Origin of the sequence: Rhodococcus sp. SBT000017, from assembly GCF_003688915.1 — a bacterium.
In the GTDB taxonomy this organism is placed as follows: Bacteria; Actinomycetota; Actinomycetes; order Mycobacteriales; family Mycobacteriaceae; genus Rhodococcoides.
In genome coordinates this window covers 4412280-4433416 of record NZ_REFU01000001.1, presented here as the reverse complement: position 1 = coordinate 4433416, position 21137 = coordinate 4412280, and the positions used below count along the sequence as shown (strand labels likewise).

The following is a 21137-nucleotide window of genomic DNA, read 5'->3' as shown; positions in this document are numbered from 1 at the left end:
GCCCTCAGAAATGAAAGCAGGACTCATGTTCATCGCAACCGTCATCGTCTCGGTAATGCTCGCCGTGGCACTCACGTTCTCCGCCATCGGGAAGCTGACGAAGAACCCCTCCGTCATCCCGATGCTCGAGCAGGTCGGCGTTCCCGCCGACAAGATTCCCTGGCTCGCCTACGCGGAACTACTCGGAGCCGTCGGCCTGCTGGTGGGATTGGCCGTCTGGCCCATCGGCGTCGCTGCCGCCGTCGGCGTAATCCTCTACTTCGCCGGAGCCGTTGCCGCACACCTGCGCGCCAAGGACAAGGACTTCGCACCCGCCGCCGGACTGGCCGTGTTCGCCGTCGTTGCACTGGTTCTACGGGTGCTCAGCGCCTGACCAGTCGTAGTCCATCTGGCCCGCGGTGGCGAGAGCGTGATCCGCTCCCGCCCACCGCGCCACCAGATGCAACGCCAGATCGAGACCGGCACTGATACCGGCCGACGTGGCCAGGTCTCCGTGGTCGATGTATCGAACGCCCTCGTGCACGACGAGCGCAGGCCATCGATCGCCCAGTAGCTCCAGATCTTCCCAGTGCGTGGTGACCGGCCGCTCGTCGAGCAGTCCCGCCGCCGCGAGCACGAACACTCCGGTGCACACCGACGCGACGGTTTCAGCGGTGGGCCGAATTCGCTGCAGCCACTGTAGAACCCGGCTGTCCGCCTCCACGGCATCGACGACGCCACCCGGAACCAGGACTACATCGAAACCGCGCGGGTCGTCGATCGTGGTGTCGACGCCGATCCTCATCCCACCTCGCGCGCGCACGGCTCCGTCGTCGATCCCGACGAGTGTCACGTCGAAAAGCGCTGCGGTACCGGCCCGTTCGGCTACCCGATTTGCAACCGAGAACACCTCGAACGGCCCGCACGCGTCGAGCACCTCGACATCGTCGAACAACAGAATCGCAATGCTTCTCCTCATGCCGCCTCAGCTGCTCGTGGTCGAGACGACGATCGGCACCATGACCGCAGCCATCACCGCAGCGTTGACGTCGGAGACTGCCTTGCGCACGGCCGCCCCTGCCCACTCCCCCTCGGCGATCTGCTTCGCGCGCTGCTTCAGGAGCTTCTTGTCCGCGTCCTCGATGACCTTGTGCGTCAGATCGATCGCAGAAACAAGCGAAATCAATGCCGCCGAATGCGGCTCCGGCGTCGTACCGTCGACGAGAGCGCTGCGCAGTGCATCTCGCAGCACCTTCTCGTGCGCGATGTCACGAGCGGGCCACGTCGTTCTCGGGAACAACCCCCACACCTTGTCGTGCTGTTCGGTGACGAAGCCTTGCTCCACCAGACGCGCGGCCAGTTCCTTCGCCAGGTTCTTCTGCGACTTCTCGATCACCTTCTGCGGTTTCATCGGTCGCGATGCCGTCGCGACGAGATCGAACACCCGCCGCAGCAGCACATCTACAGGCGGGTCCCCGGCTACGAGAACGTGATCTTTCTTGACCTGCTCACCGGGGCCCGTGACGCGAAGAGCTCCACCCATCGCCAGCTCGACCACCAGCGCACCTGCCAGTACTCGAGGCAACTTCGTACTGTCGGCCAGCGGCTTGCCCGAGTGGTCGTCGAGCAACAACAGCAGCAGGTCCTCCGCAATCAGGGTCATGTCACGAGATTACCCACAGTGCAGCCTCGAATCGGTGTGTTCATCTCCGCGAAGCCAAGTGTTCCACCGACCTCGGGTGGTGTCAGTTGATCAGACTCTGCCAGTTCGACGGCACCCGCTCACGCGGGCCGGGAACCGTCTGATCGAGTGGATGATGCTGCGGCGGAGCCAGTTCCGGTCCGTCGTACATCTGCTCGTCCGCGTAATCGTAAAACCAGTCCTCGCCGGGCTCGTAGCTCCGGACGAGCTGATGCCGGGTGGACTCGGCATGCTTGCTGGCGTGCTGCGACGGCGAGGAGTCGCAACACCCGATATGACCGCACTGCGCACACCGTCGCAGATGCACCCACCACCCCTGAGTCTGTGTGCACTCCACACACCCGGGACCCGACGGCGGAACCTGTGGGTCGATTCCTTCGATGGTCATGATGTCTCCTCGGTTGCAGGTTGGACGGGCAGGCGCACGACGAAGCGCGTATCCCCGGGTTCGGACACCACCCGCAGATCGCCCTGATGCTTCTTCACCACGATCCGCCACGAGATGTCCAGGCCGAGACCCGTGCCCTCGCCGACGGCCTTGGTGGTGAAGAACGGCTCGAAAATGCGCGATCGAATCTCCTGCGGCACACCGGGCCCGGTGTCACAGATCTCGATCTGGACCTGGTCCTCGTCGAGGCGCGTGCGGACGGTGAGCGTGCCGCGACCGGCCATCGCCTGAACGGCGTTGTCGATCAGATTGGTCCACACCTGATTGAGCTCGGCGGCATATGCCGGAATAGGCGGAACCGCCGGGTCGTATTCCTTGACGACCTTGATGTCGTCACCGATTTTGCGGCCCAACATGATCAGTGTGCTGTCGAGCAACTCCCGCACATCCACGGTCTGGTACGGCGCTCGATCCATTTGCGAATACTGCTTCGCGGCACCGACCAGCGTGGAGATTCGCGTGGTCGAATCCGCGATCTCGTTCATCAACAACTCGGTTTCGACGGTGTAGTTGAGCCACCGAATCGCGCCCTCGAGCATCGCCGGATCATCGACGGTCGCCGAGACTCGATCGAGCCACGGCACATCGAGACCGGCCGAGACGAATGTGGGAGCCAGATCCCAGCCGTCTCGAATATCCTTGTCCTCGAACCATTCTCCGAGCTCGTCCTCGCGGTCCGACGCCTCCATCGCCGTCAACTTCGGGGCCTTGGACACCAGCTCCACGGCCTCGTTCTGCAGTTCGACCAGATGCGCCAGGCTCGAGCGGTCGAGGGTGCCGCCGGCGATCATCGCCAGCTTCTGCCGCATGTGTGCCACGCGATTGCGCAATGCGGACGTCGCCCGCACCGCGGCCGCCGCCGGATTGTTCAGCTCGTGCGTCAACCCGGCCGACAGAGAACCCAACGCCAACAGCCGTTCTCGCTGCTCCACTATCTGCTTGGTGTTCTGATTGCCGAAGAACAGACCCTCGAGCAGGTGCAGCGCCATCGGGAACCACTCCCGCACGATGGACGCGAAGCACTCGGCGTCGAGCACGAAGAACCGGGAACGCTCGGTCACCCGCATCGAACCCTGGTACGTCTGCGGCACCCGATCACCCAGGTACGCCTGCCACGCTCCGGCGTACACCCCGCGCTGCGAGGTCCGGTTGACCACCAGGTCCTCCCCGCCCGAGAGCTTCGAGAGCACCACGGCTCCGTCCATCAGCACGTAGAAGCACGTCGCCGGATCACCCTCGGCATACACCGGACCCGGGTCGATCGTTTCGATACGTCCGTCCCGACACAGCTCCGCCAACTGCGAGTCGGCGAGGTGCTCGAACAGAAACAGCGTCCGCAGTTCCTCCGGATCACACACGAGCCCACTCTGGTCACTCCGCAGGCTCCGCTCCTGCGCATTCTGGTCACTGCCCCGCTCCTGCGTATTCTGGTCACTCCGCAGGCTCCGCTCCTGCGCGCTCACGGGTTCGCCAGATATCTGTGCACCAACATCACGGCCATTGCTCCCTCTCCCACTGCCGACGCGACGCGTTTGGCCGAGTCGGATCGCACGTCACCGGCCGCGAACACGCCGGGCACGCTCGTCTCGAGGTGATGCGGGAGGCGGGCGGGCGTCCACCCGGCAGGCCCACGTCCGTCGACGACGAGATCCGGCCCGGTGACGACGAATCCATGGTCGTCCCTCACGAGCACCCCGTCGAGCCACTCGGTGCGCGGCGCCGCACCGATGAACAGGAACAGATACTGCGCGTCGACCGTCGTCGTCTCGTCGGTGGCTCTGTTGCGCAGCATGATCGACTCGAGGTGACCGTCGCCCGACACTCCCACGACCTCGGTGCACGGCCGAACGCTGATCTTCGGATTCTCTTCGATCTGTTTGATGAGGTAGTACGACATCGACGCTTCGAGGGAAGAGGCCCTGATCAGAATGGTCACCGACTTGGCCCCGCGTGAGAGGTACACCGCCGCCTGACCCGCCGAGTTCGCACCGCCCACGATGTAGACGTCCTGCTCGGCACACCGCGCCGCCTCGGTCATCGCCGATCCGTAGAACACGCCTCGGCCGGTGAAGTCGTCGACCCCTGGTGCGTCCAGCCGGCGATAGGCGACACCGGTGGACAAGATGATCGTCTGCGCACTGATGCTGCGCCCGTCCGCGAACCGCACGGTGCGCGCGGCACCGTTGGTTTCCAGGCCGACGACGTCCTGGGTGGTGACCACCTCGGCACCGAACTTCAACGCCTGCCGCCGCGCCCGCTCGGCGAGCTGCGCACCCGACACACCGTCGGGAAAGCCCAGGTAGTTCTCGATTCGCGAACTCTGACCGGCCTGACCGCCGGTGGCGGTCCTCTCGATCAGGGTGGTTCGCAGGCCCTCCGACGCACCGTAGAGCGCAGCTCCGAGCCCCGCCGGTCCGCCGCCGATGACGACCAGGTCGTAGAACTCCTCCGACGGCGACACCGTCAACCCGAGCCGATCGCCCAGCTCGGCATCCGACGGTTCGATCAACGCATCGCCCTCGGTGGTGATGACCACCGGCAAGCGGCCGCCGTCCACGCCTGCGGCGGCCAGCAGCCGCGCACCCTCGGCCTCGTCGGACATGTACCAGCGATACGGCAGCTGATTGCGAGCGAGGAACTCGCGGATCTCCGACGAGCGCGCAGACCAACGATGGCCGATGATCTTGGTGTCCTCCACGGCCCGGTGGTCGTACGCACACCAGGCCTCGAGCTGGGCGTCGAGCACGGGGTAGAGCTTTTCCTCGGGCGGATCCCACGGCTTGAGCAGGTAGTAGTCGAGATCGATGACGTTGATCGCGTCGATCGCAGCGTCGGTGTCCGCGTACGCGGTCAGAAGAATGCGACGGGCCGTCGGAAAGATGTCCATGGCCTGCTCGAGAAATTCCATGCCGCTCATCTGCGGCATGCGGTAGTCGGCCAACAGAATGGCGACCGGAGTGCCGCGCAGCGCGAGTTCCTTCAGGGCGTCGAGCGCCCCGGCACCGGACTCCGCGCGCACGATGCGGTACTGCTCCCCGTAGCGACGACGCAGATCGCGGGCGACCGATCTCGATACTCCGGGATCGTCGTCGACGCTGAGAATGACCGGTTTCATGACCCTCCAGGACTGGTGCTCGTCAACCTCATGAGCATGCCACCGCCGGGCCCGATATGGGAGGCCAGTGGTGGCGTCGAGCCTGGGAACTGCAGGGTCAGATTCGGCCGCGTCGAATCAGATCGATTTCCTGCGGGGTGAGCAGCCGCTCGAGCTTCTCGGCCGGCCAGGTACGCGGGCTGCCACTCATCCTGGCGGTCTTCAACAGGGGCAGATCACTGCTGGTACGACGCATTATCGACTGTAATTTCACGGTGGATCACTCCGAACAATTTCTTCGTTGGTCCCGACACTCCGCTTGCTACATCGATCAGTGTCCGCCCGGTGTTAACGCCGCGGTGGGATCTCGTGCGGCGTTTCGCAGCTCGAGACAGTTTCCTCCGCCCCCGGTCGGGGTAAACAGCCGCCCAAATCTACTGATCGGGGAACGATAGTGAACACGTCGGGTAAGTCGGTGGCCGATTCGGTACAGGACAACAGCGCATTCGAGAGGGCGGCGCGAGCCGGCCACTTCGTCAGCGGAGTGCTGCACATCCTCATCGGATACATCGCGGTTCGGTTGGCGTTCGGCAAGGCAGGCAACGCCGACCAGTCCGGTGCACTCGCCGAATTGGCCGAGAAGCCCGGCGGAAAGATCGCGCTCTGGGTGGCGGTGGTCGCTTTCGTGGCGCTGGCGCTGTGGCGCATCGTCGAAGCGATCGTCGGCAAGAAGTCCGACGCCGACGCCGGTAGTGCGATGGACCGTCTCAAAGCGGCAGCACTGGCCGTCGTCTACATTGCGTTCGCCTTCTCGACCTACGGCTTCGCTACCGGATCGGGCAAGTCGAGCGGACAGCAGAACGCCGGCTGGTCCGCGCGACTGATGGAATCGGGCGGCGGCAAGCTTGTGCTCATCGCCGTCGCGCTGGTCGTCATCGGAGTCGGCGGCTACCACGTCTACAAGGGCGTCTCGAAGAACTTCCTCGACGATCTCGAAGGGCACCAGAGCGGGGCCGTCGTCAAACTCGGCATCGCCGGATACGCCGCCAAGGGCACCGCCCTCGTCGGAGCCGGACTCCTCGTCGTGGTGGCCGTTCTGCAATCCGATCCGTCGAAGGCCACCGGCATCGACGGCGCGCTCAAGACCCTCGGCTCGCAGCCCTACGGACAGGTTCTGCTGATCCTCGCCGGAGTGGGTATCGCGCTCTACGGGCTCTATGCCTTCGTCTTGGCTCGCTTCGCTCGCATGTGAGCGAAAGTTCGACCCCTGTGCTACGAAGTACTGCTCACCTGCGTAGCCAGCTGTGGCCGCCGACACATAGGATGCTCACGATTGAGTGTGACAGTCAGTTGCATTTACCTCACTACCTGGAGGCCCACGTTGAGCAAGACTCTCGAAGCCACGATCGACATCGCCGCGAGCCCCGAGACCGTCTGGTCGATCGTCTCGGACCTGCAGCGCATGGGTGAGTGGAGCCCGCAGTGCAAGAAGATGAAGGTCTTCGGCGGACCGGTCGGCAAGGGCACCAAGACGCTCAACATCAACCGAAAGGGCTTGCTCGTCTGGCCGACCACGGCCAAAGTCGTCACGTTCGAGCCCAACCGTGAACTCGCTTTCCGCGTCGTCGAGAACAAGACGATCTGGTCCTACACCCTCACTCCCACGGCCACCGGAACCACTGTCGTCGAGAAGCGGCAGGCACCGACCGGCACCACGGCCGTGTCGTCGTTGCTGGTCAGCCGCATCCTCGGAGGCATCGACGAGTTCGACGTCGAACTCGTCGAGGGTATGAACAGCACCCTGCGACGCATCAAAACCGAAAGTGAGAAGTCGAGCTAAAAGAATTTCTCTCAGGAATGTTTCAGGTTTGTTTCTCTCGGGCATCCGTCGTCTCGACAAGCAATAGACACGAACGGAAAGTGGGGGCAACGTAAATGTGGGCATTCCTCGTATACATCGTTATCGGCGGGCTCGCCGGCTGGATCGCTAGCAAGATCATGAAGACCGATGCTCAGATGGGCATCATCCTGAACATTGTCGTCGGCGTTATCGGCGGCCTCTTGGGAGGTTGGATTCTTCGCCTGTTCACCGATGTTGACGGCAGTGGCCTGTGGGCAACGTTCTTCATCTGCCTTCTCGGCGCAGTCATCCTGCTGTTCCTGGTCAAGCTCGTGACGGGTCGCAGTCGCGTCTGATCGCACTTGCACTTCTCGACTGCCGGGGCACCTCACGTACTCTGTGAGTGCCTCGGCAGTCGTGCGTCTGCGCACGATTCGCGTAGAGCACCATGACCTGCCAGCATTCGTTCTTGCCGACAATTACTGTCGCCGACAGTTAGAGGAGACCGTGGCACGCCGTCCCGCCCCGATTGGTCAACCGCCCCGCACCGGAGTGGCTCACATTGTCGATTTGGTTCGTGAAACGGTTCCACCGCTACACCCCGCAGGACTGCCGTTCGTCGGCGGTCCGCTCGCCGTATCAGTTCTCGGCCGCCGGTCCAAGTGGGTCCGAAATGCCGGCCTCGTCGCCGCCGGTGCCTGCGCTACCTTCTTCCGACACCCGTCCCGGGTGCCGCCCAACCGCCCCGGCGTCGTCGTCGCTCCGGCCGACGGACTCGTGACACTCGTCGACACTGCCGTTCCCCCTGGCGAACTCGACCTCGGCTCCGAGCCGGTCCCCCGCGTCAGCATCTTCCTGTCGGTTCTCGACGTGCACGTGCAGCGCGTTCCCGTCGGTGGCCGAGTGATCGAGGTCGTTCATCGCCGCGGCCAGTTCAAGTCCGCCGATCTCGCCGAGGCCAGCAAGGTCAACGAGCGCAACAGCATGCACATCAGGACCGGCTCCGGTCAGGATGTCGCCGTGGTACAGATCGCCGGTCTCATTGCGCGACGCATCATCAACAACGCCAAGGTGGGCGACACCCTCTCGATCGGCGACACGTACGGTCTGATCCGATTCGGCTCGCGCGTGGATACCTACTTCCCAGCGGGCACCACCCTGCTGGTCGAACGCGGCCAACGCGCCGTCGGCGCCGAGACAGTGCTCGCCGAGCTTCCGCAGTAGAAACCGACATGATCACCAGACGCGCCAAGCCGCCTGCTGCCATCCGTCTGCTCCCGTCCGTCGTCACGATTCTCGCGCTGTGCTCCGGCCTGTCCGCGGTCAAGTTCGCCCTCGACGGCCAGCTCGGCACGGCGCTCGCCATGATCGGTGCCGCGGCGATCCTCGACGCACTGGACGGTCGCATCGCCCGATTGCTCGACGCCACCAGCAAGATCGGTGCCGAACTGGATTCGCTGTCCGACGCCATCTCGTTCGGTGTGGCCCCGGCGCTGGTGCTGTACGTGACCCTGCTCGAGGGCAGCAGCGGCGGCTGGATCGTGGCGCTGGTCTACGCCGTGAGCATCGTGCTCCGCCTCGCGCGCTTCAACACTCTGCTCGACGTGGACGACACGCCTGCCTACGCGCGCGAGTACTTCACCGGTGTTCCCGCCCCCGCCGGAGCGCTCATCGCCATGGCACCGATCGCGGGCTTCGAGCAATTCGGCGACGGCTGGTGGGCCTCGTTCTACGTCGTCGCCGGATGGGCGATCGTCACCGCCGGTCTCATCGTCAGCCGCATCCCCACGTTGGCGCTCAAGACGGTCTCGGTGCCGCCGCGGCTGGCCGCGATCCTGCTGGTGCTCGTCGCGCTGCTCGCCGCCGCGCTCATCACCTTCCCGCTGATACTGCTGATGGGCTTGGTGCTGGCCTACCTGGTGCACATCCCGTTCGCGGTGCGCTCGCAGCGTTGGACTGCCGCGCGCCCGTACACCTGGGACGCCAAGCCGGCCGAGCGCCGCGCCGAGCGCCGGGCCATCCGACGCGCACCGGGCAACAATCGGCGGTCGCAGGCACGTCTGGGACTGCGTCGACCTCGCAGCTAGTGCCTCGCCGCTACTGTTGACCGTGTGACCGAATCTCGCTCGACGACGCCTGAGCTCGTTCTCACCGCCCGCCTCAACACCTCGGCGGCCGATGCCCGACGCGGCGTCGTGCGCCTGCATCCGGAAGTCCTCGCAGCTCTGGGTCTGCGAGAGTGGGATGCTGTGTCACTCATCGGTTCTCGTCGCACGGCCGCCGTCGTCGCCGTGGCTCCCGAGGGATCGCCTCAGGGCACCGCATTGCTGGACGACGTCACTCTCTCCAACACCGGCCTTCGCGAAAATGCTTCTGTCGCAGTCGGACCCGCCACCGTCTACGGTGCCAGGACTGTCACGGTGACAGGATCCGCGCTCGCCACCGGTTCCATCTCCGACGCCACCCTGCGCCAAGCGTTGCTCGGCAAGGTGCTGACGGTGGGCGACACGGTCTCACTCCTCCCCCGCGATCTCGGACCCGGCACCTCGACCACATCGGCGACGCAGGCGCTGTCGAGGACATTCGGAGTTGCGTGGACCACCGAGCTGTTGACGGTCTCGGCCGCCGACCCGTCGGGTGGTCCGGTGAGTGTGCAGCCCAATTCGGCGGTCGGGTGGGGCTCGGGCACCGCCACCGCTGCACAGGCGTCGGCGGCGTCGAGTCCCGCGCCGAAGGCCGCGGCCCCGCGGGTGAGCGTGGCCGATCTGGTGGGAGTGAGCGCCCAGCAGTCGAAACTCACCGAGTGGCTGCGGCTGGCGTTGGACGAGTCGGAGTTGCTGGCGACGCTGGGCGCGTCGCCGCATCTGGGGGTGTTGATCACCGGACCCGGCGGGGTCGGCAAGGCGACGTTGGCGCGCGCGGTCATCGGCGAACGCGCGTGCGTCGTGCTGGACGGACCGTCGATCGGGGCTCTGGAGGCATCGGCTCGGGTAGACCGGGTCACCGCGGCCGTGGACGAACTCGCCGGCTCCGGGGTTCTGCTCATCACCGATGTCGACGCGTTGCTGCCCTCCGTCCCCGAACCGGCGTCCACGTTCGTCCTCGATGTCTTGCGCCGGGCCGTCGACACTCCCGGCCTGGCCCTGATCGTGACGACAGCTCATCCGGAGGCAACCGATCCCAGAGTGCGCGGTCAGGACCTGTGCGATCGTGAGCTCACCCTCACCCTGCCCGACGCGGCAGGCCGCAAGGGATTGCTGGAACATCTGCTGCGCAGGGTTCCGCAGGGCGATGTCGACCTCGCTGAGATAGCTTCGCGAACACCGGGTTTCGTGGTCGCCGATCTGGCCGCACTGACGCGGGAGGCGGCGCTGCGGGCGGCGGCTCGCGCATCGAACGATTCGGCCGCGGCCTCGTTGACGCAGGACGATCTGGTGGGCGCTCTCCAGGTGATCCGCCCACTGTCGCGTTCGGGAAGCGAAGAACTGGCCATCGGCAGTCTCACGCTCGACGACGTCGGCGACATGGTGGAGACCAAGCAGGCACTCACCGAGGCGGTGCTGTGGCCGCTGCGTCACCCGGATTCGTTCGCGCGCTTGGGAATCGAGCCGCCGCGAGGAGTCCTGCTCTACGGTCCACCCGGCTGCGGTAAGACGTTCCTCGTACGGGCACTGGCCAGTTCCGGGCAGCTCAGCGTGCACTCGGTCAAGGGCGCGGAATTGATGGACAAGTGGGTCGGATCCTCGGAAAAGGCTGTCCGAGAACTCTTTCAGCGCGCCCGCGATTCCGCTCCCTCGCTGATCTTCCTCGACGAAGTGGATGCGCTCGTGCCCCGACGCGGCCAGAGCTCGGACTCCGGAGTCGGCGACCGCGTGGTCGCGGCGCTGCTGACCGAACTCGACGGCGTCGAACCGTTGCGCGACGTCGTCGTACTCGGGGCAACCAACCGACCCGATCTGATCGATCCCGCGCTGTTGCGCCCCGGCCGCCTCGAGCGCCTTGTATTCGTGCCGCCGCCGGATTCCGATGCCCGCGTGGACATCCTGAAGGCGTCGGGCAAATCCATCCCGCTCGCCGAGGACGTGGATCTGGAGTCGCTGGCGCGCGATCTCGACGGCTACTCCGCCGCGGACTGCGCGGCGTTGCTGCGCGAGGCCGCGTTGACGGCGATGCGTCGGTCGATGGATGCGGCCGACGTCACCGCCGCCGATGTCGCCGCCGCTCTGGCGACGGTGAAGCCGTCACTCGATCCCGAGCAGGTGGCGCATCTGCGGGCCTACGGGAGTGCCTAGCGGCAGTGGTGCGGTTGAGTGCTCTGGGCGGCACTCAACCGCACCACTGCACAGCACTCACTTCCAGCGGGCGAGGACTTCCTCGGCGCGCTTGGCGAGTGTCATCTGGAAGATCGGGCCGAAGCTGATGCGTCCGACACCGAGTGACGCGAAATGCTTCAGGTCGCCTTCGGCCGGGTTGGCGATGGCGTTGATGGGTAGTGGGAGTTCGTCGGCGAGGCGCTTGTAGTCGGCGTCGTTGTGGAATCCGACGGGGTAGAGCGAGTCGGCTCCGGCTGCGGCGCACAGCTTCAGGCGTGCGATGGCGCGCTCGACGCGGTCGCTCTCGTCGCCGATCGCCTTGACGAACAGGTCGGTGCGGGCGTTGATGACGACGTGGACGTCGGTGGCGTCGGACGCTGCACGCAGTGCTCCGACGAAGTCGGCGTGTTCCTGTGCTTCGCGGAGACGTCCGCCTTCGCTGTGCACGGTGTCCTCGATGTTGAGGCCGACAGCTCCGACGGAGATGAGGCCGTCGATCAGTCGCTTCGGATCCTCGCCGTACCCGGCTTCGATGTCGACCGACAGCGGCACGTCGACGGCTGCGGAGATCTGCGAGATGCGGGTGAGCAGTTCGTCGAAGGTCATGCCTTCGTTGTCGGGCTTGCCGATGGAGTCGGCGACGGGGTGACTTCCGACGGTCAGCGCGGTGAAGCCTGCGGACACAGCCAGGTTGGCGGACCAGGCGTCCCACACGGTCGGCAGTACGACCGGGTTTCCGGGCTGGTGCAGCTCGAGCAGGGTGGTGGCTTTCTGGGACAGGTTCGTCATGAGGACTCCTCAACGGTGGCCGGTGGAGAACGTACGTTCTCTCGGTCTCCAACATACCCGCTTCAGTCGATCAAATCGAGTGCTCTCATCCGGTCGAACACCATCAGTGATCCCGGAGCGACGTCGGGCATCGCCGCGTACTCGTCACGGGTGAAATACCTGATCTCGGCGATTTCGCTGGTCGGCGTCGGCTCACTGGCCAGATCGGCGAGGAAACACGTGATCTCGAGCGGCGTGCCCGCAGGGTGCCCCCATGCCTCGCACTCGAACACCCCGAGCAGCCGGGCATCCGTCACCGCCGCATCGAGCTCTTCCCTGATCTCACGATGAAGTGCTTGCTCGGGTGTCTCGCCGGGGTCGATCTTTCCGCCCGCCATGTAGAACGCAGACTTGCCGGCCGATCGCGTCTGGATCATTCGGCGATCCCGGACGTACGCCAGCCCGGCGGTCCGAATCAGCTCCGGCTTGCTCACCGACACTCCCCTCGACTCGAGCGCGCGATCCGGGTCATTCCGCAGGCTCCACTCTCACCGATTTGTACCGCTTGGCACGCGTTCGACCACGCAAAGTAAAGTGGAAAGCGAGAACTCACGGCTGCCGTTCGGCGACCGGTTCGTTACTTCCCAAAGCTTCACATCGAAATTTCACACGGACTTCGCACACCCTACTCATCGCCGCCCTACGACCACCGCTCGGTTTCACCGCCGATGCGACCGAGACGACGGAGTGATTTTTGCTCGCCATTCTTCTTGCGCACGCCGCCGCCGCGCTGCTCGCGCCGCTGTTCGTCCGGTGGTGGGGTCGCAATGCCTTTTTCCCGCTCGCGCTCGTACCCCTGCTCAGCCTGATCTGGGTGTTCGGCAACTGGGGAACCGAACAGAACCTGAACATCGAATGGGTCCCCGGCCTGTCGATGAACATCGACATGCGGTTCGACGCCCTGGCCGCCATCATGTCGCTGCTCGTCCTCGGTATCGGCGCACTGATTCTGCTCTACTGCGCACGCTACTTCGAGGACGACGAGCCCCGGCTCGGGCTGTTCGCCGCCGAAATGGTCGCGTTCTCCGGTGCGATGTTCGGCCTCATCACCAGCGACAACATGCTGGTGCTCTACATCTTCTGGGAAATCACCACGGTCCTGTCGTTCCTGCTCGTCGGCCACTACGCCGAGCGAGCCTCGAGCAGACGCGCAGCCACCCAGGCACTTCTCGTCACCACCGCGGGCGGCCTGGCGATGCTGGTCGGCATCATCATCCTGGGCCAGGTCTCCGGCACCTACAACCTCTCCGAGCTGGTCGCGGACGCGCCGGGCGGCTGGTTGCCCGGTGTCGCGATCGTGCTGGTCCTCATCGGCGCACTGAGCAAGTCGGCCATCGTGCCACTTCACTTCTGGCTCCCCGGAGCCATGGCCGCACCGACGCCGGTCAGCGGCTACCTCCACGCCGCCGCGATGGTCAAGGCAGGCATCTACCTGGTGGCACGTCTGGCCCCGGGGTTCGCCGATTCCGGCCCGTGGCGCGCCACCGTGATCAGCCTCGGTCTGCTGTCGATGATCCTGGCCGGCTGGCGAGCTCTGCGCGCCTTCGACCTCAAGCTGATCCTCGCGTTCGGAACCGTCAGCCAGCTCGGCTTCCTCATGGTCCTGGTCGGCATCGGCTCCGAGAAGGCCATGCTCGCAGGCCTGACGATGGTGATCGCACACGCGATGTTCAAAGCGGCGCTGTTCATGGTCGTGGGCATCATCGATCACACCACCGGCACCCGCGACATCCGCAAACTCGCCCACCTGGGCAAGAAGGCTCCCTGGCTCGCCGCGATAGCCGCGCTGGCCGCGGCCAGCATGGCCGGGCTCCCGCCGATGCTCGGTTTCGTCGGCAAGGAGACGGCGTTGTCGGCCGTGATCAGCACGCCGACGCTCGATCCCACGGTCGCGGCCGTCGTCGTCGCAGGCCTGGTGATCGGCTCGATCCTCACGGTCACCTACAGCATCCGGTTCGTCTGGGGCGCGTTCGCACGCAAGCAGCTCAAGCGGGCGAGTCCGTCGGTCAGGGCGATGCACGCGCCGTCCGTACTGTTCCTGGCCGCACCCGCATTCCTGGCGGTGCTCGGTCTGGTCGCAGGGTTCGCATCCTCGGTCGTCGACCACATCGTCAGTCCCTACGCTGGCACCCTCCCCTCGTACGGCCAGGAGCCCTACCACCTGGCCCTCTGGCACGGATTCAACCTTCCGCTCGCGTTGACGGTCGTCGTCGTCACCGGCGGTGTCGGGCTGTTCATCGCCCACCGGGTCGTCAACCGGCTCAAGTTCGAGCATCCCCCGCTCGGCAACGCAGACCGCATCTACGACAACGTGCTCAAGTACATGGACGCCCTGTCCATCCGCCTGACCGGCACCACTCAGCGTGGTTCGCTCCCCCTCACCCAGGGCACGATCCTGCTGACACTGGTACTGCTGCCGATGATCGTGTTGCTCGTCGGCCAGGACTCCGGCTTGGACTACACCCTGTGGAACACCCCGTTGCAGCTGGTCATCGGGGTGATCATGATCGCCGGTGGCCTCGGAGCCACGGTGATGCGCAACCGCCTGGCCAGCGTCATCCTCGTCGGGCTCACCGGCTACGGCTGCGGCGTCATCTTCGCCATCCACGGCGCACCGGACCTGGCCCTGACCCAGTTCCTCGTCGAGACCCTCACCCTCGTGGTGTTCGTCTTGGTGCTGCGCAAGCTGCCTGCCGAGGTCGACGATCGAGGCTCGGCCGGTTCGCGCGCCCCCCGCGCCGTGCTGGCCGTCGCCGTCGGAGCGACCGTCAGCGTGCTGGGCGCATTCGCGATGAACGCGCGAAACACCGCCCCGGTGTCACTCCTTCTGCCGGACGCCGCGTACAACCTGGGCGACGGAAAGAACGTCATCAACGTCATCCTCGTGGACATCCGCGCCTGGGACACCCTCGGCGAGATCTGCGTTCTGCTCGTCGCGGCAACGGGCGTGGCCAGCCTGGTCTTCCGCAACCGCCGGTTCGGCAGCGCTCCGCGGGTGTCCGACGCCCCCGTCTCGTCCTCGGATGCGAATTTCGCTGCGGAGACGACGTGGCTGCTCGGCGGCGATCTGATCGATCCTCGACATCGCTCGTTGATTCTGGAGGTCACGACGCGGTTGATCTTCCCGACGATCATGGTGCTCTCGATCTACTTCTTCTTCTCCGGCCACAACGCTCCGGGTGGCGGTTTCGCCGGTGGCCTCACCGCGGGATTGGCGCTGGTGCTGCGCTACCTCGCGGGTGGGCGCTACGAGCTCGGCGAGGCAGTACCGATCGATGCCGGGAAGATCCTGGGTCTCGGGTTGATCTTCGCGGCCGGTACGGCGGTGGCGTCGATGTTCCTCGGTGCCCCGGCGTTGTCCTCGGCGACGTTGGAGATGACGTTGCCGATCCTCGGCGACATCAAGTTGGTCACCGCACTGTTCTTCGACCTCGGTGTGTATCTCATCGTGGTCGGGTTGGTACTCGACGTGCTCCGTAGTCTCGGTGCGCGTCTCGACGCACAGGTGGAAATGCAGAGCCAAGGCCGAGTGAGCGCCCCATGACCGCAGATCTCGGAATGCTGATCATCACCGGTGTCCTCGTCGCATCGGGTGTCTACCTGCTGCTCGAACGCAGCATCACCAAGATGCTGCTGGGGCTGCTGCTGTTCGGCAACGGCGTCAACCTGCTGTTGCTCACCGTCGGCGGGCCCGCGGGGGCACCACCGATCGTGGGCCGCGACAACGCCGTCAACCAGGAGATGGCAGATCCTCTGGCCCAGGCGGTGATCCTGACGGCGATCGTCATCACGATGGGTATCGCGGCGTTCGTGCTGGCGCTGGCGTATCGGTCGTTCACTCTCAACACCAAGGACGACGTCGAGAACGACCCCGAGGACACCAAGGTCTCCCGACGTCGCTCGATGGCCGAGGCCCCCGACCGCGACCGCTCGGACGACCCGGTGACGGGCGAGCCGAGCTTCGGCGGCGACGCGTTCGACTCGAAGGGCAACCCGATTCCGATCGAACAGCTCGTCAATCGCGAGGACCTCGAATGCTACGAGGATCTGCACGACGGTGATTTCGACGACGACGACGATCCGCAGGTGCGCGGGCTCGACGGCATCGACACAGCCGAGAAGGACGACAGCAGGCCAGAGAAGAAGGGAGACGACCAGTGACGATCTCCCCAGGAGTGATCGACGTTCTCACTCCGCTGCCGGTACTGATTCCGATGCTCGCGGCAGCGTTGACTCTGGTGCTCGGTCGACGTCCCCGTGCGCAGCGTTTCATCACCCTCGTCGCGCTGACCGCCGTGGTCGCGATCTCGTCGGTGATGCTCTACCTCGCCGACCGCGACGGCACCAGCGCCCTGCAGGTCGGCGGTTGGGACTCCCCGCTCGGCATCTCCCTCGTGGTGGACCGCCTGTCGGCGATGATGCTCGTCGTCTCGTCGATCGTGCTGCTGGCCGTCATGGTCTACTCGATCGGCCAGGGCATCCGCGACGGCAGCGAGAACCAGCCCGTCTCGATCTTCCTGCCGACCTACCTCGCGTTGACCGCAGGTGTCTGCAACGCGTTCCTCGCCGGGGACCTGTTCAATCTGTTCGTCGGCTTCGAGGTGCTGCTCGCGGCGTCGTTCGTGCTGCTGACACTCGGCGCGAGTGCGGACCGCGTACGCGCGGGTGTGTCTTACGTGATGGTCTCGATGGTGTCCTCGCTGATCTTCCTGATCGGCATCGCGTTGGTGTACGGCGCAACCGGGACGCTGAACCTGGCCCACATCGCGGTACGGATGGACGACATAAACCCCGGCACCAGAACCGCGATCTTCGCGGTCCTGCTGGTCGCGTTCGGCATCAAGGCCGCGGTGTTCCCGCTCTCGACGTGGCTGCCCGACTCGTATCCCACCGCCCCGGCACCGGTCACCGCAGTGTTCGCAGGCCTGCTGACGAAAGTCGGTGTGTACGCGATCATCCGCGCCCACACCCTGCTGTTTCCCGACGGCTCGCTCGACAACGTACTGATGGTCTGTGGCCTACTGACGATGCTCGTCGGCATCCTCGGCTCCATCGCACAGAGCGACATCAAGCGACTGTTGTCGTTCACCCTCGTCAGCCACATCGGCTACATGATCTTCGGCGTCGCGCTGTCGACGCAATCGGGACTGTCCGGCTCGATCTACTACGTCGCCCACCACATTCTGGTGCAGACGACGCTGTTCCTCGTCGTCGGTCTCATCGAGCGTCAGGCCGGATCGTCGTCGCTTCGACGCCTCGGCGGTCTGGCTGCGGCCAGCCCGGTGCTGGCGATCGTGTTCCTGGTGCCGGCCCTCAATCTCGGTGGCATTCCGCCGTTCTCGGGCTTCATCGGCAAGGTGGCACTGCTGCAGGCCGGTAGCGAGCAGGGCAGTGTGTTGGCCTGGCTGCTCGTCGCAGGCGGAACTCTCACCAGCCTGTTGACGCTGTACGTCGTCGCCCGTGTCTGGACCAAGGCGTTCTGGCGCGCTCGCGCCGACGCCCCCGAGGGCGACCTGGCGGACAACAGCCCGTCCGCGCTGCTCGACGATTCCTCGGACATCGCGTTCGGTGATCGCGAGGACGTGGGCCGGATGCCGGCCTTCATGCTGATCCCGACGATCGGGCTGGTTGCCGTCGGCTTGGCCATGACGGTGTTCGCCGGCCCCATCATCGACATCAGTGATCGCGCCGCGGCGGACCTTCGCGATCGATCGGTGTACATCGATGCGGTGCGCGGTGCGGAATTCGTCGGAGATCAGGCCGCCGAGCAGGCACGCGGAGAAGCGGAAGGCACTCGATGAAGATGAACCGTTCCTTCCTGCTACGCCTGTGGACCCTGGCGTGGTTGACCGCCATCTGGGTTCTGCTGTGGGGCAACGTCTCTGCGGCCAACATCCTCGGCGGTATCGCGGTGGGGCTGCTCATCATGGTGTTGCTGCCGTTGCCTCGCGTTCCGGTCGAGGGCCGCATCCACGTGTTCTCACTCGTCAAGCTGGCCGTCGTATTTCTCTACTACGCAATGGAATCGAGCTTCAGCGTGGCCTGGTTGGCCATCCGGCCCAAGGCTCCGCCGGTGACCGGGGTGCTGCGCTGCCGTATCGCGGTCAAGTCCGATCTGGTGCTCACCCTGTTCGTCGACGCGATGAACCTCGTGCCCGGCACCATGGTGCTCGAGATCGACCGGACCAGACGCCTGCTCTACGTGCACGTGTTGGACATGGGCACCCAGAAGGCCGTCGACGGTTTCTACGCCTACGTACGGAACCTGGAGAAGCTCTTCATCGCCGCGTTCGAGCGAGACTCCGACTGGAAGCCGAGCCCGCTGCACTACCAGGAGTACGAGCAGTACCACGGAGTGCTCGGCGACGATCCGGCCTCGAAAGACCTCGACGCCCCCAGGGACGACAAGAAGACCGACGACAAGAGGAAGGGGGACTGGTCGTGACCGTCGTACTGGCAATAGCCGGAGCCCTCCTGATCGGTGCCGCGATCCTCACCGCATACCGACTGCTCGACGGACCGAGCACGCTGGACCGTCTCGTGGCGATGGATACGATCCTGGCCCTCTCGATGTGCGGACTCGGCGTGTGGGCCGTCTACAGCCGCGACACCACCCTCGTACCGGCCATCGTCGCGCTGTCACTGGTCAGCTTCGTCGGGTCGGTCAGCATCGCACGATTCAGAGTGAGGGACGAATGATCGACACAGTGAGGGGCGAACGATGACCGCAGCCCAGTGGATAGCCTCCGTCTTCATCCTGTTCGGAGCGCTGCTCGCCTTCACCGCAGCAGTGGGCATCGTCCGCTTTCCCGATACCCTCTCGCGGATGCACGCGGCCACCAAGCCGCAGGTGGTCGGGCTGATCATGGTTCTGATCGGGGCCGTCATCAGCCTGCGCGGCAACGTCGACATCTGGATGCTCGTGCTGGTGGGCATCTTCACCCTGGTCACCGCGCCGGTCATCGCGCACACCGTCGGCCGCGTCGCCTACCGGGAACAACGCGGCCGCGACGGTCTGCTGATCGTCAACGAGATGGAACCGAACGAATCGGATCAGTAGCGCGAGCGGTTCAGGACCGGAGGTCGGTGACCAACGACTCCACGACGGCTCGCAGGTCGCCGCCCGATTTCGCGGCCACCGCCCGCTGACGCTGATACGACGCCCCCAGCCGCGGGATGTCGGCCACCGCTGCCAGCTCGTCGACGCAGTTCAGTCGGACGGCCGTCGGCGTCAGCTTCTCGAGCAGGTCGTTCAGATCGTCGGTGACCAGACGTTCGTTGCTGTCGGAGTCGAGAATGATCTCGGCATCGAGGCCGTACCGGGCGGCCCGCCACTTGTTTTCCTGCACGTGCCACGGCGGTATCGACGGCAGGGTCTCCCCCGCTTCGAGACGTTCGTCGAGATGGACGATGAGGCAGTGCGTCAACGCGACGAGAGCCGCGAGCTCCCGCTTGGTCGACGCCCCGTCGCACACCCGAACCTCGATCGTGCCCCACTTGGGGGCGGGGCGGATGTCCCAGTGCATGCCGCCGAGTTGCTCGATGACACCGGTCTTGAGCTGATCGCGGACGAATCCCTCGAACTGCGACCAGTCCTCGAACTGGAACGGCAGACCGGCCGTCGGCAGCTGCTGGAACATCAGCGCACGATTGCTGGCGTAGCCGGTGTCGTTGCCCGCCCAGATCGGCGAGGACGCCGACAGTGCCAGCAGGTGCGGGTACTGCAGCAGCAGTGAATTGAGAATGGGAAAGACCTTGTCGGGGGACGACACTCCCACGTGCACGTGCACGCCCCAGATCAGCATCTGCCGGCCCCACCACTGCGTCCGAGCGATCAACTCGTCGTAGCTCGGTGAGCTGGTGAGCTGCTGAGTGGACCACTCGGCGAACGGGTGGGTGCCCGCCGAGAACAGATCGATTCCCAGTGGATCCGCGGCACGCTCGACCAACGACAGGGATTCACCGAGGTCCGCCATCGCCTCCCCGACGTTCTCGCACACTCCGGTGACGAGCTCGACGGTGTTGCGCAGTAGTTCCTTCGTCACCCGCGGGGTGTCCCCGGCCAGATCGTGGACTCCGTCCATGACCGCCTCGGCGGAATTGACCAGGTCTCGCGTGTTCTTGTCGACCAGTGCGATCTCCCACTCGACGCCGAGCGTCGGGCGCGGTGAACTCGCGAAGTCGATCCGCGGAGCGCTCAAACTACTGCAGCACCGCGCATGCCGCCCGCGAGCCGGCATCGCCGGTCATCAGAGTCGTCATGTCCGGCACAGCAGCACCGTCGGGCAGGGTGTATCGCGGCGGGATGTTGGCGAAGTTGTCGGCACCCTCGTGCACGATCACGGCCGTTCCGGCACCATCCGCACGCAGATCGTCGAGCGTGAGCGCGTCGGTTGTGGTGGTGAGCATGCCGGTGCCGTCCTCGCCGACCTGAATGGACGTCAGATCTCCGCTGGCCGGGTACTCGGTGCGGCCGTCGACCTGCAGGTGACCGCCCGCGGACAGGAACGCGCCCGGCTCCCCGCCGGTCGGTGCCACGGAGTTCGGCTCGCACGCGGCGACGGTGTGAATGTGGAAGCCGTGGAAGCCGGGGGCCATGTCCTCGACCTCGGCGGTGACGACGACCTTGTCGCCCTCGGACGCGAACGACACCGTGCCCACTTCGGCGCCGGCAGCGTTGCGCAGGGTGCCCTCGATGGTGTCGCCGGAGCCCGACTCGGCCGGACCGTCACCTGCTACGGCTTCTGCCGCCGGGTCGGCCTCGCCGGTCCAGACCGGCGGGACGGTGCCCTGGACGTCGGACGGAACCTCGCCGTTGCTGCAGGCAGAGAGCCCGAGCGCTGCGATCGCGAGGACCGGGGCCACGTAACGCAACGATCGGGTCGCAGCAGTGCGTCGCTTGAACATGTCCATCGGAAATCGCTCCTCTTTCA

Annotated in this window: 23 protein-coding genes; 13 read left to right on the top strand and 10 right to left on the bottom strand. The window is 65.5% G+C overall.

Going from position 1 to position 21137, the window contains the following annotated elements:
* Positions 1 to 25: 25 nt before the first annotated feature.
* Complete coding sequence (locus tag AYK61_RS21055; protein WP_121872970.1) at positions 26 to 373, top strand: DoxX family protein; 348 nt, start codon at positions 26 to 28, stop codon at positions 371 to 373.
* Here the strand turns inward: AYK61_RS21055 and AYK61_RS21050 are convergent.
* The 6 genes from AYK61_RS21050 to AYK61_RS27405 all read right to left on the bottom strand — a co-directional run bounded on the left by AYK61_RS21050 (position 353) and on the right by AYK61_RS27405 (position 5479).
* A complete protein-coding gene (locus tag AYK61_RS21050) occupies positions 353 to 958 on the bottom strand; it encodes a DJ-1/PfpI family protein (RefSeq protein WP_121872262.1) in 606 nt (201 codons plus the stop codon). The genes AYK61_RS21055 and AYK61_RS21050 overlap by 21 nt on opposite strands.
* Positions 959 to 964: 6 nt before the next feature.
* Positions 965 to 1642 (bottom strand): GPP34 family phosphoprotein, encoded by a 678-nt coding sequence (locus AYK61_RS21045; RefSeq protein WP_121872261.1) that lies wholly within the window; start codon positions 1640 to 1642, stop codon positions 965 to 967.
* Between the two features lie 82 nt (positions 1643 to 1724).
* Positions 1725 to 2069 carry a UBP-type zinc finger domain-containing protein gene (locus AYK61_RS21040; RefSeq protein WP_121872260.1) on the bottom strand — a complete coding sequence of 115 codons (345 nt, stop codon included), beginning with the start codon at positions 2067 to 2069 and terminating at the stop codon, positions 1725 to 1727.
* Positions 2066 to 3487 carry an ATP-binding protein gene (locus tag AYK61_RS21035; RefSeq protein WP_259468141.1) on the bottom strand — a complete coding sequence of 474 codons (1422 nt, stop codon included), beginning with the start codon at positions 3485 to 3487 and terminating at the stop codon, positions 2066 to 2068. Before AYK61_RS21035 ends, AYK61_RS21040 begins: the two co-directional genes overlap by 4 nt.
* 101 nt (positions 3488 to 3588) lie before the next feature.
* Complete coding sequence (locus AYK61_RS21025; protein ID WP_121872259.1) at positions 3589 to 5244, bottom strand: FAD-dependent oxidoreductase; 1656 nt, start codon at positions 5242 to 5244, stop codon at positions 3589 to 3591.
* 97 nt (positions 5245 to 5341) lie between these two features.
* Complete coding sequence (locus AYK61_RS27405) at positions 5342 to 5479, bottom strand: hypothetical protein (RefSeq protein WP_155288428.1); 138 nt, start codon at positions 5477 to 5479, stop codon at positions 5342 to 5344.
* A 198-nt stretch (positions 5480 to 5677) separates the two neighbouring features.
* Here AYK61_RS27405 and AYK61_RS21020 point away from each other — a divergent pair, with 198 nt between their 5' ends.
* From AYK61_RS21020 to AYK61_RS20995, 6 genes are all read left to right on the top strand, one after another.
* Entirely contained in the window at positions 5678 to 6475 is a 798-nt protein-coding gene (locus tag AYK61_RS21020; protein WP_121872258.1) for a DUF1206 domain-containing protein, read from the top strand.
* Positions 6476 to 6604: 129 nt separating this feature from the next.
* Complete coding sequence (locus AYK61_RS21015; RefSeq protein WP_121872257.1) at positions 6605 to 7063, top strand: SRPBCC family protein; 459 nt, start codon at positions 6605 to 6607, stop codon at positions 7061 to 7063.
* 95 nt (positions 7064 to 7158) lie between these two features.
* Positions 7159 to 7419 (top strand): GlsB/YeaQ/YmgE family stress response membrane protein, encoded by a 261-nt coding sequence (locus tag AYK61_RS21010; RefSeq protein WP_121872256.1) that lies wholly within the window; start codon positions 7159 to 7161, stop codon positions 7417 to 7419.
* 151 nt (positions 7420 to 7570) lie between these two features.
* Complete coding sequence (locus AYK61_RS21005) at positions 7571 to 8287, top strand: phosphatidylserine decarboxylase (protein WP_121872968.1); 717 nt, start codon at positions 7571 to 7573, stop codon at positions 8285 to 8287.
* Between the two features lie 8 nt (positions 8288 to 8295).
* Complete coding sequence (locus AYK61_RS21000) at positions 8296 to 9150, top strand: phosphatidylcholine/phosphatidylserine synthase (RefSeq protein ID WP_121872255.1); 855 nt, start codon at positions 8296 to 8298, stop codon at positions 9148 to 9150.
* A 24-nt stretch (positions 9151 to 9174) separates the two neighbouring features.
* Positions 9175 to 11355 carry an AAA family ATPase gene (locus AYK61_RS20995; RefSeq protein ID WP_121872254.1) on the top strand — a complete coding sequence of 727 codons (2181 nt, stop codon included), beginning with the start codon at positions 9175 to 9177 and terminating at the stop codon, positions 11353 to 11355.
* Positions 11356 to 11412: 57 nt separating this feature from the next.
* Here the strand turns inward: AYK61_RS20995 and AYK61_RS20990 are convergent, their stop codons facing one another.
* Both AYK61_RS20990 and AYK61_RS20985 read right to left on the bottom strand, forming a co-directional pair.
* Complete coding sequence (locus AYK61_RS20990) at positions 11413 to 12165, bottom strand: isocitrate lyase/phosphoenolpyruvate mutase family protein (protein ID WP_121872253.1); 753 nt, start codon at positions 12163 to 12165, stop codon at positions 11413 to 11415.
* Between the two features lie 62 nt (positions 12166 to 12227).
* Positions 12228 to 12638: an NUDIX domain-containing protein gene (locus tag AYK61_RS20985; protein WP_366243109.1), complete on the bottom strand. Its 411-nt coding sequence runs from the start codon at positions 12636 to 12638 to the stop codon at positions 12228 to 12230.
* Positions 12639 to 12898: 260 nt separating this feature from the next.
* Between AYK61_RS20985 and AYK61_RS20980 the strand changes: the two genes are divergently transcribed.
* The 6 genes from AYK61_RS20980 to mnhG are packed head-to-tail and all read left to right on the top strand — an operon-like array spanning position 12899 to position 19264.
* On the top strand, positions 12899 to 15748 hold the full coding sequence (locus tag AYK61_RS20980) for a Na+/H+ antiporter subunit A (protein ID WP_121872252.1): 2850 nt from the start codon (positions 12899 to 12901) through the stop codon (positions 15746 to 15748).
* Positions 15745 to 16365 carry a Na(+)/H(+) antiporter subunit C gene (locus tag AYK61_RS20975; protein ID WP_121872251.1) on the top strand — a complete coding sequence of 207 codons (621 nt, stop codon included), beginning with the start codon at positions 15745 to 15747 and terminating at the stop codon, positions 16363 to 16365. Before AYK61_RS20980 ends, AYK61_RS20975 begins: the two co-directional genes overlap by 4 nt.
* Positions 16362 to 18005, top strand: coding sequence for a Na+/H+ antiporter subunit D (locus tag AYK61_RS20970; RefSeq protein ID WP_121872250.1), 1644 nt, complete (start codon positions 16362 to 16364; stop codon positions 18003 to 18005). The genes AYK61_RS20975 and AYK61_RS20970 overlap by 4 nt, the downstream gene beginning before the upstream one ends.
* 2 nt (positions 18006 to 18007) lie before the next feature.
* Positions 18008 to 18649 carry a Na+/H+ antiporter subunit E gene (locus AYK61_RS20965; protein ID WP_397485505.1) on the top strand — a complete coding sequence of 214 codons (642 nt, stop codon included), beginning with the start codon at positions 18008 to 18010 and terminating at the stop codon, positions 18647 to 18649.
* A complete protein-coding gene (locus AYK61_RS20960) occupies positions 18646 to 18903 on the top strand; it encodes a monovalent cation/H+ antiporter complex subunit F (protein WP_121872248.1) in 258 nt (85 codons plus the stop codon). Before AYK61_RS20965 ends, AYK61_RS20960 begins: the two co-directional genes overlap by 4 nt.
* A gap of 22 nt (positions 18904 to 18925) precedes the next feature.
* Positions 18926 to 19264, top strand: a complete 339-nt coding sequence (gene mnhG, locus AYK61_RS20955) for a monovalent cation/H(+) antiporter subunit G (protein ID WP_094613935.1) — start codon at positions 18926 to 18928, stop codon at positions 19262 to 19264.
* Between the two features lie 10 nt (positions 19265 to 19274).
* Here mnhG and AYK61_RS20950 read toward each other — a convergent pair whose 3' ends face one another.
* Together AYK61_RS20950 and sodC are read right to left on the bottom strand one after the other, a co-directional pair.
* Positions 19275 to 20444, bottom strand: a complete 1170-nt coding sequence (locus AYK61_RS20950) for a glutamate--cysteine ligase (protein WP_121872247.1) — start codon at positions 20442 to 20444, stop codon at positions 19275 to 19277.
* The gene (sodC, locus tag AYK61_RS20945) at positions 20407 to 21117 is read right to left on the bottom strand and encodes a superoxide dismutase[Cu-Zn] (RefSeq protein WP_121872246.1); all 711 of its coding nucleotides are present in this window, start codon (positions 21115 to 21117) and stop codon (positions 20407 to 20409) included. The genes AYK61_RS20950 and sodC overlap by 38 nt, the downstream gene beginning before the upstream one ends.
* Positions 21118 to 21137 lie beyond the last annotated feature (20 nt).

Coding starts and splice junctions, on each gene's coding strand:
- AYK61_RS21050 (WP_121872262.1), bottom strand. CDS start 958: ATGAGGAGAAGCATTGCGATTCTGTTGTTCGACGATGTCGAGGTGCTC.
- mnhG (WP_094613935.1), top strand. CDS start 18,926: ATGACCGCAGCCCAGTGGATAGCCTCCGTCTTCATCCTGTTCGGAGCG.
- sodC (WP_121872246.1), bottom strand. CDS start 21,117: ATGGACATGTTCAAGCGACGCACTGCTGCGACCCGATCGTTGCGTTAC.
- AYK61_RS27405 (WP_155288428.1), bottom strand. CDS start 5,479: ATGCGTCGTACCAGCAGTGATCTGCCCCTGTTGAAGACCGCCAGGATG.
- AYK61_RS21000 (WP_121872255.1), top strand. CDS start 8,296: ATGATCACCAGACGCGCCAAGCCGCCTGCTGCCATCCGTCTGCTCCCG.
- AYK61_RS20990 (WP_121872253.1), bottom strand. CDS start 12,165: ATGACGAACCTGTCCCAGAAAGCCACCACCCTGCTCGAGCTGCACCAG.
- AYK61_RS21010 (WP_121872256.1), top strand. CDS start 7,159: ATGTGGGCATTCCTCGTATACATCGTTATCGGCGGGCTCGCCGGCTGG.
- AYK61_RS20950 (WP_121872247.1), bottom strand. CDS start 20,444: ATGCCGGCTCGCGGGCGGCATGCGCGGTGCTGCAGTAGTTTGAGCGCT.
- AYK61_RS21045 (WP_121872261.1), bottom strand. CDS start 1,642: ATGACCCTGATTGCGGAGGACCTGCTGCTGTTGTTGCTCGACGACCAC.
- AYK61_RS21025 (WP_121872259.1), bottom strand. CDS start 5,244: ATGAAACCGGTCATTCTCAGCGTCGACGACGATCCCGGAGTATCGAGA.
- AYK61_RS20965 (WP_397485505.1), top strand. CDS start 18,008: ATGAACCGTTCCTTCCTGCTACGCCTGTGGACCCTGGCGTGGTTGACC.
- AYK61_RS21055 (WP_121872970.1), top strand. CDS start 26: ATGTTCATCGCAACCGTCATCGTCTCGGTAATGCTCGCCGTGGCACTC.
- AYK61_RS21040 (WP_121872260.1), bottom strand. CDS start 2,069: ATGACCATCGAAGGAATCGACCCACAGGTTCCGCCGTCGGGTCCCGGG.
- AYK61_RS20975 (WP_121872251.1), top strand. CDS start 15,745: ATGACCGCAGATCTCGGAATGCTGATCATCACCGGTGTCCTCGTCGCA.